Genomic DNA, 13666 nt, shown 5'->3' on the forward strand with positions numbered 1-13666 from the left:
CGAGGACTCAGTACGCGAACTGGAGGACGTCGTCGTCCTCGCGGGACCCCGGCGTCCCCTCCGTCGGGGTGCCGGGGGTGGGGGCCGGGTGGTCGGGAGCGTGGTCCCCGGTCGTCACGCCGCGGCGCACGAACCGGGTGATCAGCCACAGCTCGATGACGGCCAGCGCGCCGTAGACGAGGGTCAGCAGCGACAGCGACGTCCAGACCTCGGCGGCGGTGACGCCGGGGGAGACGGCCTGCGCGGTGAAGAACCACGTCTGCTCGCCGACCGGGACGTCCGGGTTCGGGTGGACGACGAAGGGCTGGCGGCCCATCTCGGTGAAGACCCAGCCGGTCGCGTTGGCCACGAACGGCGCGGCGACCGCGAGCAGCGAGCCGTACACGCCGATCCGCGAGGTCGGCACCCGGCCCCTGCGCGTGGCCCACAGCGCGTAGGCGGCGACGCCGGCGGAGACCCCGCCCATGCCGATCATGAGCCGGAAGCTCCAGTAGCTGACCGCCAGCAGCGGCGTGTAGTCGATCTCCTCGCCGGCCAGCGCGCCGAAGCGCGACGGGTCGTCGGGGTAGGTCTCCCCGTAGACCGCGGCGTACTCCTCCTGCAGCTGGTTGACGCCGGGCACGGCCGAGGAGAAGTCGCCGTGGGCGAGGAAGGACACCAGCCCGGGGATGGTGATCGAGTGGACGTCGTCGCACTCGTTGGACCCCAGCTTGCTCCACGCGAAGACCGAGAACGGGGCCGGCGCCTCGGTCTCGCAGAGCGCCTCGGCCGAGCTCATCTTGAGCGGCTGCTGCTCGTACATGAGCTTGCCCTGCCAGTCGCCGGTGAGGGCGACGAGGACGAACGCGACCAGCGAGACCCAGCCGCCCAGCCGGACCGAGCGCCGCCAGACGGCGTGATCGACGTCCGTGGTCGGCTGCCCGGCCAGCTCCCGGCGGCGCAGGTGCCACAGGCCGATGCCGACCAGCAGCCCGCCGGCGACCACGAGCGCGGCGACGATCGCGTGGCTGAACGCGGCCAGCGCGGTGTTGTTGGTCAGGACGGCGAGGAAGTCGACCTGCACCGGGCGGCCGGTGGCGTCGTCGACCTCGACCCCGACCGGGTGCTGCATCCAGGAGTTGGCCGCGATGATGAAGTACGCGCTGACGATCGAGCCGACCACCGCGGCCCACAGCGCGGCCAGGTGCAGCCTCTTCGGGATGCGGCCCCAGCCGAAGATCCACAGGCCGAGGAAGGTCGACTCGAGGAAGAAGGCCAGCAGCGCCTCGAGGGCCAGCAGCGAGCCGAAGACGTCGCCGACGAAGCGTGAGTACTCGCTCCAGGCCAGGCCGAACTGGAACTCCTGCACCAGCCCGGTGGCCACGCCCAGCACGAAGTTGATCAGGTAGATCCGGCCCCAGAAGCGGGTCATCCGCAGCCACTCGGGCTTGCCCGAGCGCACCCACATCGTGTGCATGACGGCGACCAGGACCCCCAGGCCGATGGTCAGCGGGACCATCAGGAAGTGGTAGACGGTCGTGATGCCGAACTGCCAGCGCGCCACGTCCAGGACGTCCACGGCCTGCCCCTCTCCGGGCGTCGTACGATCGACGCGTTCTTTCTACGCCTCGTAGAAGAACAACTTCTACGACATGTAGAAAAGTCCGGTGTGATCCCGGGGACAGGAGGAGCCGTGGCGTCGCTGGGAGACCTCGAGCGGGCTGTCATGGACCGGCTCTGGTCGGCCGAGGGAGCGCTGGCGGCGCCCGAGCTGCGCGACGGCCTGGCCGAACGCGGCCTGGCGCTGACCACCGTGCACACCGTGCTGTCCCGGCTGGAGCAGAAGGGGTTCGTCGTCCACGACGACGCGCGACCCCGGCGCTTCCGCGCCCGCGGCACCCGCGAGGACCACGCCGCCGAGCTGATGCACGAGGTGCTCGGCCAGGCCGGCGACCGGCAGGCGGTGCTGGCGCGCTTCGTCGGTGGGGTCGACGCCGACGAGGCCCGGCTGCTGCGCGAGCTGCTGGCCGCGGCCGGTCCGGACGACGCGCCGCGCTGACCCTCCCCGCCGTCCTCGTGCTGCCCGCGACCGCAGCCGCCCTCGCCGTGCTGGCCGCGCTGCTGGCGTGGCCGGTGCCGGCGCTGCTGGCCCGCGCCGGCTGGCCGCGGCGGGACCCCCTGGTCGCGCTGGTCTGCTGGCAGGCGATCGGGCTGGCCGGCGGCCTGTCGATCATCGGCGCGCTGCTCGTGCACGGCCTCGCCCCGTGGGGCCACTCGCTGCCGGAGGCGACCTGGTCGGTGCTCACCGGGCACCCCGCCGCGGCGCCGGTCCGCGGGGACCACTGGGTGGCGCTGACCCTGGCCGGCGTGCTCGCCACCGAGCTGGTCGGTGTCCTGCTGCTCTCCTGGGTCCGGACCACCCGCACCCGCCGCCGGCACCGCGAGCTGCTGGAGCTCGTCGTCCAGCCGGCCGAGCTCCCCGACGCGCGGCTGCTCGAGCACCCCGCTCCGGTCGCCTTCTGCATCCCCGGCGCGCGGCCGCTGCTGGTGCTGTCCTCCGGGATGGTCGCCGAGCTCGACGACGCCCAGCTGGCCGCCGTCGTCGCGCACGAGCGGGCGCACCTGCGCGAGCACCACCACCTGTACCTGCTGCCGTTCGTGGCGTGGGAGGCCGCGCTGCCGGTGCTGCCCGCCGCGGCCCGTGCGCACGTCGCGGTGCGCACGCTGGTGGAGATGCGCGCGGACGACGTCGCGCTCAGCTCGCTGGCCGGGCCCGCGCCGCGACGGACGCTGGCCCAGGCGATCGTCGTCGCGGCCGGCGGCGCCGGGGGAGCGGGCGTGCCGTCCGGGGCGCTCGCGGTCACCGGCAGCGCGGTCGGGGCGCGCGTGGTGCGGCTGCTCGAGCCGCCGTCCCCGCTGCCGGCCTGGGCGCGGGCGGCGGCGCTGCTGTCGGCCGGTCTGCTGCTGCTGGTCCCGACCGCGCTGCTGCTGCTCCCCGCGTTCTAGGTCCCGCCCCCGTCGTCCGAGCCCCGACGGCGCCCGCCCCGGCGTCGATCACGGTGTCGTTGCGCACCCGGACGGCGTGTCGGCGCGTGTCGCCTGCACCGGCCCCGTGATCGACCGCCTGGACGGCGGCAGGTCGCCGGGCCTGCGGCGGGGGAGCAGGCTGGCGGACGTGTCCGAGACCGCCGTGACCCCGTTCCGCGTCGACGTGCCGCAGGCGGAGGTCGACGACCTCGCCGAGCGGTTGCGCCGCACCCGCTGGCCGGTCGGGCAGGACCTATCCGGCGACCGCGGCATCCCGGTCGAGCGGGTCCGCGCGCTGGCCGAGCGGTGGGCGACGGCGTGGGACTGGCGCGCGCAGGAGGCGGCGCTCAACGCCTGGCCCCAGGTGACGACCACGGTCGACGGCACCCGCGTGCACACCGTGCACGTGCGGTCCCCGGAGCCGGACGCCGTCCCGCTGGTGCTGCTGCACGGCTGGCCGGGGTCCGTGGTCGAGTTCCTCCGCGTGCTCGGGCCGTTGAGCGACCCGGCGGCGCACGGCGGCGACCCGGCCGAGGCGGTCCACCTCGTCGTCCCGTCGCTGCCCGGGTACGGCTTCTCCGGGCCGACGCCCGACGGTGGGTGGACGCCGGCCCGGATGGCCCGGGCGATCGCCGAGCTGGTCGCCCGGCTCGGTCACGACCGCTACGTCGTCCACGGCGGCGACTGGGGCTCGCACGTCGGGCGCGACCTCGCCGCCGCCGACCCGGCGCACGTCGTCGGTCTGCACGTGACCATGGCGCCGGGGGTGCCGGTGGACGGCGAGCCGGCCGCCGAGGGGAAGGCGGCGCACTACGCCCGCGAGCTGTCCGGCTACGCCAAGCTGCAGGGCACCCGGCCGCTGGCGCTGGCCCCGGCGCTGACCGACTCGCCGGCCGGGCTGCTGGCCTGGATCGCCGAACGGTTCGCCGAGTGGACCGACCCGGCGAGCGAGATCGACGCCGACCAGCTGCTGACCGACGTCGCCGTCTACTGGTTCACCCGCACCGGCCCGTCGTCGGCGCAGCTCTACTGGGAGCGCGCGCACGCGCCCACGCCCGGCTGGTCGCGGGACGTGCCGACCGGGGTGGCGGTGCTCCCGCACGACCTCTTCCGGCCGTCGCGCGCGGCCGTGGAGCAGGTGGTCGACCTGGTCTCCTGGACCGAGTTCGACCGCGGTGGCCACTTCGCGGCGATGGAGGTCCCCGACCTGCTGGTCGAGGAGCTCCGGCGGTTCGTGCGCGCGGTCGCGCGGTGAGCGGGGTCGGTCGCCGCGGGGGGGCCTCGGCCGGTCCTGCCGACGACCCCGGTCGTGCTACCGGCGCCCTGGCTCCTGCCGGTGCTCCGGGCGAGGTGCGACGGCCGGCGCCAGGACCGCGTACCCCGCCGCGACCGCTCCGCTGATGACCGCCGCCCTCCGGTGGGGCGCCGAGTGCGTCAGCGGCACCATGCTCGCCGCGTGCAGCAGGTCCACCGCGGAGCCGATCCGGACGGTCCGCGCCTCCGGGACGGCCAGCACGACGGCGTGCTGGACCACCAGCCGGGCGCCCAGCAGCTTCACCGCCCAGCGCCGGGACCGGGGCAGCTCGGGGCAGAGAGCGCCGACCACCCGGTCCGACCGCACGAGGAGCGCGAGTCCCCAGGCGGCTCCGGCCCCGGCGAGGAGACGGGTGAGCAGGCGGCGCTGGTCGTACCCGGCCATGGTCGTCGACCCTCCGAGGTGGTCCTGGTCAGGAGTCGTGCTCTGCCCACCAGTGTGGGCAGAGCACGACTTCCCGGGGGAGGAGGGGTGGTCAGGCCGCGGGGACGGCGGCGCGGCGGCCGGCCGGGACGGCGGTGGTCGCACCCGCGTTGCCCGGCAGCGGGGCGAACCGGCGCAGCCGCAGGCTGTTGGTCACCACGAACACCGAGCTGAACGCCATCGCCGCGCCCGCGATCATCGGGTTCAGCAACCCCGTCATGGCCAGCGGGACCGCCGCGACGTTGTAGGCGAACGCCCAGAACAGGTTGCCCTTGATCACGGCGAGGGTGCGGCGGGCCAGCCGGATGGCGTCGGCCGCCGCGCGCAGGTCGCCGCGCACCAGGGTGAGGTCGGAGGCCTGGATCGCCACGTCGGTGCCGGTGCCCATGGCCAGCCCCAGGTTGGCCTGCGCCAAGGCCGCGGCGTCGTTGACCCCGTCGCCGACCATCGCCACGACCCGGCCCTCGCCCTGCAGCCGCCGGATGACGTCGACCTTGTCCTGCGGCAGCACCTCGGCGACCACCTCGTCGATGCCGACCTCGGCGGCGACCGCGCGGGCCACGGTGGCGTTGTCGCCGGTCAGCAGCACCGGGTGCAGGCCCAGGTCGCGCAGCTGGCGGACCGCCTCGGCAGAGGTCTGCTTGACCGCGTCGGCGACGGCGAGCACGCCGCGGGCGACGCCGTCCGCGGCGACGAGCACGGCGGTCCGGCCGTCCGCCTCCGCGGCGGCCTGCGCGCGCTCGAGCTCCGCCGGCACGGTCACGCCCGTGCGGGCCAGCAGGCCGGCCCGACCGACGAGCACCACCGTCCCGTCGACGACCCCGCGCACACCGAGCCCGGCCTCGTTGGCGAAGCCGGTGACCGGCCGCAGCGGCCCGGCGCGCTCGGCGGCTGCCTCCGCGACGGCCCGGGCGACCGGGTGCTCGGAGCCGGACTCGACCGCGCCGGCCAGCGCCAGCACCCGGTCGGCGTCCTCCCCGGCCGCGGGGACGACGTCCTGCAGGGTCATCCGGCCGGTGGTGACGGTGCCGGTCTTGTCCAGCACGACCGTGTCCACCGCGCGGGTGGACTCCAGCACCTCCGGGCCCTTGATGAGGATGCCGAGCTGGGCGCCGCGGCCGGTGCCCACCATGAGCGCGGTCGGCGTGGCCAGCCCCAGCGCGCACGGGCAGGCGATGATCAGCACCGCGACCGCGGCGGTGAACGCGGCGGGCAGGCCGGCACCCGCGCCGATCCAGAAGCCGAGGGTCGCGACGGCCAATGCGAGCACGACGGGTACGAAGACGCCGGAGACGCGGTCGGCCAGCCGCTGCACCTCGGCCTTGCCGTTCTGCGCCTCCTCCACCAGCCGCGCCATCTGCGCCAGCTGGGTCTCCGCGCCGACCCGCGAGGCCCGCACGACCAGCCGGCCGCCGGCGTTGACGGTGGCGCCGACGACCGTGTCCCCCGGGGCGACCTCCACCGGCACCGACTCGCCGGTGAGCATCGAGGCGTCGACGGCCGAGGCGCCCTCGGTCACCACGCCGTCCGCGGCGAGCTTCTCCCCGGGCCGGACGACGAACAGGTCGCCGACCGCGAGCCGGTCGACCGGCACCCGGGTCTCGGTGCCGCCGCGCAGCACCGTGACCTCCTTGGCGCCCAGCTCCAGCAGGGCGCGCAGCGCCGCCCCGGCCCGGCGCTTGGAGCGGGCCTCGACGTACCGGCCGGCCAGCAGGAACGTGGTCACGCCCGCGGCGGCCTCGAGGTAGACGTTCGCGCTGCCGTCGGTGCGGGCGATGGTGAGCTCGAACGGGTGCGTCATGCCCGGCTCGCCGGCGGTGCCGAGGAACAGCGCGTACAGCGACCAGAGGAACGCCGCCCCGGTGCCCAGGGAGACCAGCGTGTCCATGGTCGCCGCGCCGTGCCGCAGGTTGGTCCACGCGGCGCGGTGGAACGGCAGCCCGCCCCACACGACGACCGGCGCGGCCAGGGTCAGCGAGAGCCACTGCCAGTAGGTGAACTGCAGCGCCGGGACCATCGCCATCGCGACCACCGGCACGCTGAGCAGGGTCGACACCAGCAGTCGCTGCCGCAGTAGGAGGACCCCGTCCTCCTCACCCCTCGCAGGCTCGGGGCGAGCCTCGGGACGGGGCCGGAGCCGGGCGGTGTAGCCGGTCTTCTCGACGGTGGCGATCAGGTCGTCGGGCGTGACGTCCTCGGCGAAGCTGACCCGCGCCTTCTCGGTGGCGTAGTTGACCGTGGCGGTCACGCCGTCCATCCGGTTGAGCTTCTTCTCGACGCGGGCGGCGCAGGACGCGCAGGTCATGCCGCCGATCAGCAGTTCGACCTCGCCGGTCCGGACGTCGGGGGTGCTCATCGTGGGTCTCCTCAGCCGCCGTGCCCGTGGCCGGCCGGCTCGTCGGGTGCCGCGCTCCCGGCGGTGGGGACCGTGAACGCGGCGGTGTGCACGGTGTCGCCGTGCCGGAAGTCGAGGAACAGCCGGTACGTGCCGGTGGACGGCGCGGTCGCGGCGAACTCCACGTGCGGCCCCGGAGCAGGGGCGACGGCGTCGTCCTCGACGGGGTGCACGTGCAGGTAGTGCAGGTCGCCGTCGCGCAGTGCGACCAGGTGCCCGTAGGCGCCGAGGTAGGGCTGCAGGTCCGTCACGGGGTGCCCGTCGCGGCTCACGCTGAAGGTGAGTTCGGACTCCGCGCCCGTGGTCAGCTCCCCGGTCAGGACGACGGTGTAGCCGTCGACCTCGGCCACCGGGGCGGGTCCGGGCAGCGGCTGGGGGTCGTAGGTGCCGGCCACCTGCAGGTCGGCGGTCAGCGCGAGGTCCTCGTCCGCGGCGGCCGGCGTCGTGTCGGCGACCAGCCGCCAGCTGCCCGGGGTGAGGGTCAGCGGCGCCCGCCACGTGCCGTCGTCCCCGAGATCGGGGTGCACGTGCTGGTAGCCGGTCAGGTCGCTGCGGACGGCGACCAGGTGCAGGTCCTCGCCGTGGTCCTCGGTGTACTCCGTCACCGGGACGCCGTCGGGGCCGAGGACGCGGAACTCCACCGCCGCCGTCCCCGCGGCGGGCCGCTCCTCGAGGACGTCGAGGACGTACCCGGTGCCCACCGGGGTCTGGTGCGCGGTCGTCGGCGCGGCCGCGGACGGGTGCGCCTCCGGGGCGCCGATCGGCCCGACCGCCGCGCCGATCGGCCCGACCGCCGCGCCGACGCCGACCGCGGCGGCGAAGACGGCACCCAGGGCTCCGGCGACCACGGCGAGCCGCGCCGGCGTCTGCATGACGGATCCTCCCGTGCGCGCCGGCTCAGCCGGCAGCGACCTCGTAGCCGGCCTCCTCGACCGCGGCGCGGACGGCGCCGTCGTCGACGGGCTCGGTGCTGGTGACGGTCAGACCGCCGCTGGCCAGGTCGACGTCGACGGCGGTGACCCCGGGGACGGCGCTGACCTCCTCGGTCACGGCGTCGACGCAGTGGCGGCAGGTCATGCCGACGACGGTGTAGCTCACGGTGCTCACGATCGGGTTCCTCTCGGGTGGGTGGGTCAGGACCGGACGAGGCGGGCGATCGCCTCGGACGCCTCGCGGACCTTCTCGTCGGCCTCGCGGCCGCCGGCCTGCGCCGCCTGGACGACGCAGTGCGACAGGTGCTCCTCGACCAGGCCGAGGGCAACCGACTGCAGCGCCTTCGTCATCGCCGAGACCTGGGTGAGGATGTCGATGCAGTACTTCTCGTCCTCGACCATCCGCTGCAGCCCGCGAGCCTGCCCCTCGATGCGGCGCAGCCGCTTGAGGTAGTCGTCCTTGCGGTGGATGTAGCCGTGCTGACCGGCTCCGGTGCTCTCCAAGGGGTGTCCTCCCGACGCGTCGCGGTGGGCGCTCGAGGAGAACCATACCCCCCTAGGGCATATGGTGACGTGCGTCGTCCGTCACTCGCGGGTGCGGCGGTCCCGCAGCCGGTCCACGGTGGCCTGCAGTCGCTCGCTGTCGGCCCGGGCGTCGGCCAGTTCGTCCTGCAGCCCGAGGATCACCTCGGCCGACGCCAGCGTGTGCCCCTCGTCGAGCAGGCCGCGCAGCCGGGCGGCCAGGGTGAGCTGGTGGCGGGAGTAGCGGCGGTGCCCGCCGGGGGAGCGGTGCGGCTGCAGGACGCCGGCGGTGTCGAGGCTGCGCAGGAAGGCCGCCTGGACGCCGAGCAGCGCGGCTGCCTGGCTCATGGTCAGCACGGGGAAGTCCGGGTCGTCCATGCGCTCGACCCGCCCTCCTGCCGGGTCCCCGTCCCGGGAGCCGGGTGCGGTCATGGCGGTCCTCCGGGTCTCGAATGGCGCGAGGGCCGGGTCCGCCCGGACCCGGCCCTCGCGGAGTCGCCGCCGATCAGCTCTCGACGGATCGGCGCTCGGACGACTCGCCCTCGATGGTGCGCCCCTCGACGGCGGTCGGGGTGTCGGCGCGGGTGACGCTGATCTTGCGGGCCCGCGCCTTCTCGGCGACCGGGATGCTCACGGTGAGCACGCCGTCGTGGTAGTGGGCCTCGAGCCGGTCGGTGTCCAGGCTGCGGCCGAGGACGAGCTGCCGGGTGTAGCTGCCGTACGGCCGCTCGGCGATCGCCCACTCGGCGTTCTCCAGCTGCGGCACCGAGCGCTCCGCGGTGACGGTCAGCGTGGTGCCCTCGACCTGCAGGTCGATCGAGCCAGGGTCGACGCCGGGCAGGTCGAAGTGGGCGACGAAGTTGTCGCCGACGCGGTAGGCGTCCATCGGCATGCCGGACAGCGGACGGGCGGTGAGCCCGCCGCCCCGGCCGGCCAGCTGGTCGAGCGCCCGGAAGGCGGCGTTCGTGGCGGCGAACGGGTCGTAGGCGGTCAGCATGGCCATGGCTGTGTCAACCTCCTGTGTGTTCCTGGTGGCGAGTTCGCTGCCCGAGGTGAACCTCTTGTGGCGACTAGAGATTACCTCGCGCACGCACTGGAGTAAACATCCATCTCGCAGATTTCTTCCACTGTGCGTCGAGCGGTGGCACAGGAGGTCGGCGCCGGCGCCCCCGCCCGGCTCCGGTGGCGGGGGAGCGGGACGCGGGGCCCCACGCGTGAGCTGCGGCCTCCCGGGGCAGGAGACGACCGTGGACGACACCAGCGCCTCCCCAGCGCAGGGGGAACCGGAGCGGCAGCGGAACGGCGACGCGGAACCGGAGGTGACCACCGACCTGGACGGCGACGTCGCGACGTTGACCCTGGGCGGCGAGCTGACCGAGGGGGCCCGCCGGCCGCTGGTCCGGACGATGACCGACCTGATGCTCGGCCGACCGCACCTGCGGCGGGTGCGCCTGGACCTCCGCGGGGCCACCTACCTGAACTCCGCCGGCATGGCCGTGCTGGTGCAGCTGCAGAAGCTCGGCCAGCCGCGGGGTGTGGACGTCGCGCTGGTGGCGCCGCCGGTGGCGGTGGCCCGGCCGCTGCAGCTGTCCGGCCTGTGGCTGCGCTTCCCGATCGAGGAGGACCAGGCGATGGAGGACGACCGCGTGGACCGGGAGGGCGGTCCACGCTGAGGACCGGTGTCGCGGGGGGCGCGCCGGCGTGGAACTCCTAGCCTGACCAGGTGCCGCCCAGCCACCCCCACAGCCACGGTCCCGACCCGGACGCGCCGCCGCCGACCCCGGAGGTCCTCACCCGGAGACGGCGCGCGGTCTGGCTCATGCTCCTGCTGCTCGTGCCCGTGGGGCTGGCCACGGTCGTCGGTCTGGTGGTGCTCTGGCCCGGCGACGAGCCGACCCGCGCCGAGCAGGCCGCCGAGCTGTTCCTCCCGCCGGGCACCACCTACCCCGAGGGGCGGGTGTCCGCCGTCGAGCCGTTCGACTGCTCGGTACCCGGCGGCGAGGGCCAGGTGGCGCAGCAGCTGACCTGCGCCACCGTCGTCGTGCAGGTGCTCGACGGGGACGGCGCGGGGGAGTTCCAGGAACTGACGCTGCCGGCCGAGATCTACGCCGCGGGCATCTCCGAGGGCGACGTCCTGGTGCTCACCCGGGACGCCGCCGCGGAGGGCGGTGGCGGGTACGGGTTCTACGACTACGACCGCGACTTCCCGATGGTCGCGCTGACCGTCGTGTTCGCCGTCGTGACCGTGGCCGTGGCCCGGCTGCGCGGACTGGCGGCCCTGTTCGGGCTGGCCTTCGCCTTCTTCGTGATGCTGCAGTTCCTGCTGCCCGGCCTGCTCGGCGACTCCTCGCCGACGCTGATCAGCCTGGTCGGCTCGGCGGCGATCATGTTCGTCGTCCTCTACCTGGCGCACGGCTTCTCCGCGCGGACGACGACGGCGCTGGTGGGCACCCTCTTCGGCCTGGCGCTGGTCGCCGTCCTCGGCGCGGTATCGGTGGCCACGGCGCGGCTGACCGGCCTGACCAGCGAGGAGACCACGCAGCTGCAGACCTTCGACCCGGCGCTGGACTTCTCCGGCCTGGTGCTCGCCGGCGTCGTCGTCGCCGGGCTCGGGGTGCTCAACGACGTGACGATCACCCAGGCGTCGGCGATCTGGCAGCTGCACGAGGTGGACCCGCAGATGACCTGGCGGGAGCTCTACCGCCGCGGGATGGTCGTCGGCCGCGACCACATCGCCTCGACGGTCTACACGATCGTCTTCGCCTACGCCGGCGCCTCGCTGCCGCTGCTCATGCTCTTCGAGGTCTACGCCCAGCCGTGGGACGTCGTGCTGACCACGTCCAACCTGGCGGAGGAGGTGATCCGCACGCTGGTCGGCTCGATCGCGCTGGTGCTCGCCGTCCCGGTGACGACGGCGGCCGGCGCGTTCTTCGCCAAGGCCGCCGGCACCGCGGCCGGCGCGGCCACCGAGCAGCGGGTGACCGCCCTGCGGGCCCGGTTCGCCCGATGAGCGCGGATCGGCCCCGTCCCGAGGCTCGCGCCGAGCTTGCGAGGCGGGAGGACGGGGTCCTTCAACTGCTCAGCGCCGCCCGCGCCGCCCCCGGCTTCATGCCCGACGACGAGGGGACGGCGCTGTACGAGGCGGCCCGCTCGGTCGCCGTCCCCGGGCCGCTGCTCGAGGTGGGCTCGTGGATGGGCAAGTCCGCGCTGTACCTCGCCGCCGCGGCGCGGGAGACCGGCCGGCAGGTCGTCACCGTCGACCACCACCGCGGGTCCGAGGAGCACCAGCCCGGCTGGGAGTACCACGACCCGACGCTGGTCGACCCCGCGGTGGGCCGGATCGACACCCTGCCCCGGTTCCGCCGGACCATCGCCGACGCCGGCGCCGAGGACGTCGTCGTCGCCGTCGTCGCCCGCTCGGAGACGCTCGCCCCGCTGTGGACCACGCCGCTGGCGCTGCTGTTCCTCGACGGCAGCCACACCGAGGAGTCCGCGCGCCGCGACCAGGACGCCTGGGTGGCCAAGCTCGCCGTCGGCGGGACGCTGGCCATCCACGACGTCTTCCCCGACCCCGCCGACGGTGGGCAGGCGCCCTATGGCGTCTACCGGCGGGTGGTGGCCTCGGGGGAGTTCACCGAGCTGGCCGGTACCGGGTCGCTGCGGCTGCTGCGCCGTGAGCACTGAGCAAGGACCCCGTCCTCCCCACCCCTCGCAGGCTCGGGGCGGTGCCCCGGACGGGGCCGCCCTCGACCGTGCGCGGGACGCGGTGCGGGCGCAGATCGAGTCGCTGGGTCGCGAGTTCGACGCCATCGTCGCCGCGTCGCAGGCGTCGAACGCCGACGACGAGCACGACCCGGAGGGCGCGACGATCGCGTTCGAGCGCCAGCAGGTGGCGGCGCTGCTGGAGCAGGCGCGCCGCCGGCTGGCCGACATCGACGCCGCGGTCACCGCCGTCGAGGCCGGCACCTACGGCCGCTGCGAGTCCTGCGGTGGGCCGATCGCGCCCGAGCGCCTGGCGGCCCGCCCCGCCGCGCGCACCTGCATCGACTGCGCGACCTGAGGGAGGACCCCGTCCACCCCACCCCCGCAGGCTCGGGGCGGTGCCCTGGGCGGGGTGTCCGCGTCGGGTCAGCTCACGTAGCGGCGGGCGGTGGAGGTCCGCTGGGCGTGCTCCAGAGCGGCGAACCGGGCCTCCGCGTGCGGGGGCAGCACCTGCCGCTCGCGGAGCACCCACGGCAGCCCGCGGGTGGCGGCCCACAGCCCCTGGGCGGTCACCCGGTCGCGGGGGAGGGTGCGCAGCAGGTGCACGGTGCGGCGCAGCGCCGGGCGGGCGGGACGGCGCAGCCACGTCGTCCAGAGGGTGTTGCGTATGCCGTCGCGGCGCCGGCGGTGGGAGTCCCGCGCCGTGGACGCCTGGTGGTGGACGGTCAGCGCGGGCAGGTAGCACAGCTCCCACCCGGCGGCGGCCAGGTCGCCGGCCATCAGCTCCTCCTCCCCGCCCAGCCACAGCCGCTCGGAGAAGCCGCCGACCTCGGTGAAGGACTCCCGCCGCACCACCGAGGCGCCCGCGAGGAAGGAGCCCAGCGCCGGTCCGGGCAGCCAGTCGGCACCCCGGACGGGGGAGTCGCGCAGCTCGGGGACGATCGGGTCCTCCCGGCCGCCGGGCTCGACCAGGATCCGCGCGGTCACCACCGCCAGCCGCGGGTGCGCGTCGAGGACGTCGGCCGCGGTGCGCAGCGACCCCGGGTCCCACCAGGTGTCGTCGTCGCAGAACGCGACATAGGGGGTGTCCACCCGGGACACGCCGACGTTGCGGCCGATCGCGCCCAGGTTCTCCGGGCTCGCGACCAGCTCCACCTGCGCGAAGCGCTCGGTGATCGCCTCCGCCGTCCCGTCGGTGGAGCCGTTGTCGACGACGACGACGTGCGGTCGCTCGGGCAGCGCGACCAGCCGGGACAGCGCCAGCAGCACCTCGTCGCGGCGCTGGTGGGTGATGACGACGACGGACACCCGCGGGTCGCGGCGGCCCCCCTGCAGGAAGAGGACCGCGTCCTCCGCACGCCTCGCACGCTC

Annotated in this window: 16 protein-coding genes; 7 read left to right on the forward strand and 9 right to left on the reverse strand. The window is 75.1% G+C overall.

Translation table 11 applies throughout. From position 1 onward, the window contains the following. Positions 1 to 7 precede the first annotated feature (7 nt). A complete protein-coding gene (locus BMW27_RS09040; protein ID WP_091442570.1) occupies positions 8 to 1558 on the reverse strand; it encodes a cytochrome ubiquinol oxidase subunit I in 1551 nt (516 codons plus the stop codon). Positions 1559 to 1672: 114 nt separating this feature from the next. Between BMW27_RS09040 and BMW27_RS09045 the strand changes: the two genes are divergently transcribed. From BMW27_RS09045 to BMW27_RS09055, 3 genes are all read left to right on the forward strand, one after another. After that, positions 1673 to 2038: a BlaI/MecI/CopY family transcriptional regulator gene (locus BMW27_RS09045; protein ID WP_091442574.1), complete on the forward strand. Its 366-nt coding sequence runs from the start codon at positions 1673 to 1675 to the stop codon at positions 2036 to 2038. Between the two features lie 17 nt (positions 2039 to 2055). Then, positions 2056 to 2985, forward strand: coding sequence for a M56 family metallopeptidase (locus tag BMW27_RS09050; protein ID WP_091442578.1), 930 nt, complete (start codon positions 2056 to 2058; stop codon positions 2983 to 2985). Between the two features lie 169 nt (positions 2986 to 3154). Beyond that, positions 3155 to 4261, forward strand: a complete 1107-nt coding sequence (locus tag BMW27_RS09055; protein ID WP_175486440.1) for an epoxide hydrolase family protein — start codon at positions 3155 to 3157, stop codon at positions 4259 to 4261. A 57-nt stretch (positions 4262 to 4318) separates the two neighbouring features. Here the strand turns inward: BMW27_RS09055 and BMW27_RS09060 are convergent, their stop codons facing one another. From BMW27_RS09060 to BMW27_RS09090, 7 genes are all read right to left on the reverse strand, one after another. Next, a complete protein-coding gene (locus BMW27_RS09060; protein ID WP_091442581.1) occupies positions 4319 to 4705 on the reverse strand; it encodes a hypothetical protein in 387 nt (128 codons plus the stop codon). A 91-nt stretch (positions 4706 to 4796) separates the two neighbouring features. Beyond that, positions 4797 to 7100: a heavy metal translocating P-type ATPase gene (locus tag BMW27_RS09065; RefSeq protein ID WP_091442585.1), complete on the reverse strand. Its 2304-nt coding sequence runs from the start codon at positions 7098 to 7100 to the stop codon at positions 4797 to 4799. A gap of 11 nt (positions 7101 to 7111) precedes the next feature. Further along, positions 7112 to 8011, reverse strand: a complete 900-nt coding sequence (locus BMW27_RS09070; RefSeq protein ID WP_091442589.1) for a hypothetical protein — start codon at positions 8009 to 8011, stop codon at positions 7112 to 7114. A 25-nt stretch (positions 8012 to 8036) separates the two neighbouring features. Further along, positions 8037 to 8246: a heavy-metal-associated domain-containing protein gene (locus BMW27_RS09075; RefSeq protein WP_175486441.1), complete on the reverse strand. Its 210-nt coding sequence runs from the start codon at positions 8244 to 8246 to the stop codon at positions 8037 to 8039. A gap of 26 nt (positions 8247 to 8272) precedes the next feature. After that, on the reverse strand, positions 8273 to 8575 hold the full coding sequence (locus BMW27_RS09080) for a metal-sensitive transcriptional regulator (RefSeq protein ID WP_012949613.1): 303 nt from the start codon (positions 8573 to 8575) through the stop codon (positions 8273 to 8275). Between the two features lie 81 nt (positions 8576 to 8656). Then, entirely contained in the window at positions 8657 to 9025 is a 369-nt protein-coding gene (locus BMW27_RS09085) for a helix-turn-helix domain-containing protein (protein WP_091442592.1), read from the reverse strand. A gap of 73 nt (positions 9026 to 9098) precedes the next feature. Beyond that, positions 9099 to 9596, reverse strand: coding sequence for an Hsp20/alpha crystallin family protein (locus BMW27_RS09090; RefSeq protein WP_091442595.1), 498 nt, complete (start codon positions 9594 to 9596; stop codon positions 9099 to 9101). A 244-nt stretch (positions 9597 to 9840) separates the two neighbouring features. On the opposite strand from BMW27_RS09090, the gene BMW27_RS09095 reads away from it, so the two are divergent. The 4 genes from BMW27_RS09095 to BMW27_RS23950 all read left to right on the forward strand — a co-directional run bounded on the left by BMW27_RS09095 (position 9841) and on the right by BMW27_RS23950 (position 12653). Next, a complete protein-coding gene (locus tag BMW27_RS09095) occupies positions 9841 to 10266 on the forward strand; it encodes an STAS domain-containing protein (protein ID WP_091442597.1) in 426 nt (141 codons plus the stop codon). Positions 10267 to 10316: 50 nt separating this feature from the next. After that, positions 10317 to 11603, forward strand: coding sequence for a YibE/F family protein (locus BMW27_RS09100; RefSeq protein WP_091442600.1), 1287 nt, complete (start codon positions 10317 to 10319; stop codon positions 11601 to 11603). After that, positions 11600 to 12277, forward strand: coding sequence for a class I SAM-dependent methyltransferase (locus tag BMW27_RS09105; protein ID WP_245743410.1), 678 nt, complete (start codon positions 11600 to 11602; stop codon positions 12275 to 12277). The genes BMW27_RS09100 and BMW27_RS09105 overlap by 4 nt, the downstream gene beginning before the upstream one ends. Before the next feature lie 82 nt (positions 12278 to 12359). Beyond that, positions 12360 to 12653, forward strand: a complete 294-nt coding sequence (locus tag BMW27_RS23950; RefSeq protein ID WP_245743412.1) for a TraR/DksA family transcriptional regulator — start codon at positions 12360 to 12362, stop codon at positions 12651 to 12653. A 68-nt stretch (positions 12654 to 12721) separates the two neighbouring features. Here the strand turns inward: BMW27_RS23950 and BMW27_RS09115 are convergent, their stop codons facing one another. After that, on the reverse strand, positions 12722 to 13603 hold the full coding sequence (locus BMW27_RS09115; protein ID WP_245743414.1) for a glycosyltransferase family 2 protein: 882 nt from the start codon (positions 13601 to 13603) through the stop codon (positions 12722 to 12724). Positions 13604 to 13666: the final 63 nt, after the last annotated feature.

The sequence above is a fragment of the Geodermatophilus poikilotrophus genome, from assembly GCF_900111455.1.
GTDB lineage: Bacteria > Actinomycetota > Actinomycetes > Mycobacteriales > Geodermatophilaceae > Geodermatophilus > Geodermatophilus poikilotrophus.

What these genes read in the sequence shown, in the direction of transcription:
- BMW27_RS09060 (WP_091442581.1), bottom strand. Translation starts at nt 4,705, where the DNA reads ATGGCCGGGTACGACCAGCGCCGCCTGCTCACCCGTCTCCTCGCCGGG.
- BMW27_RS09065 (WP_091442585.1), bottom strand. Translation starts at nt 7,100, where the DNA reads ATGAGCACCCCCGACGTCCGGACCGGCGAGGTCGAACTGCTGATCGGC.
- BMW27_RS09070 (WP_091442589.1), bottom strand. Translation starts at nt 8,011, where the DNA reads ATGCAGACGCCGGCGCGGCTCGCCGTGGTCGCCGGAGCCCTGGGTGCC.
- BMW27_RS09085 (WP_091442592.1), bottom strand. Translation starts at nt 9,025, where the DNA reads ATGACCGCACCCGGCTCCCGGGACGGGGACCCGGCAGGAGGGCGGGTC.
- BMW27_RS09090 (WP_091442595.1), bottom strand. Translation starts at nt 9,596, where the DNA reads ATGGCCATGCTGACCGCCTACGACCCGTTCGCCGCCACGAACGCCGCC.
- BMW27_RS09105 (WP_245743410.1), top strand. Translation starts at nt 11,600, where the DNA reads ATGAGCGCGGATCGGCCCCGTCCCGAGGCTCGCGCCGAGCTTGCGAGG.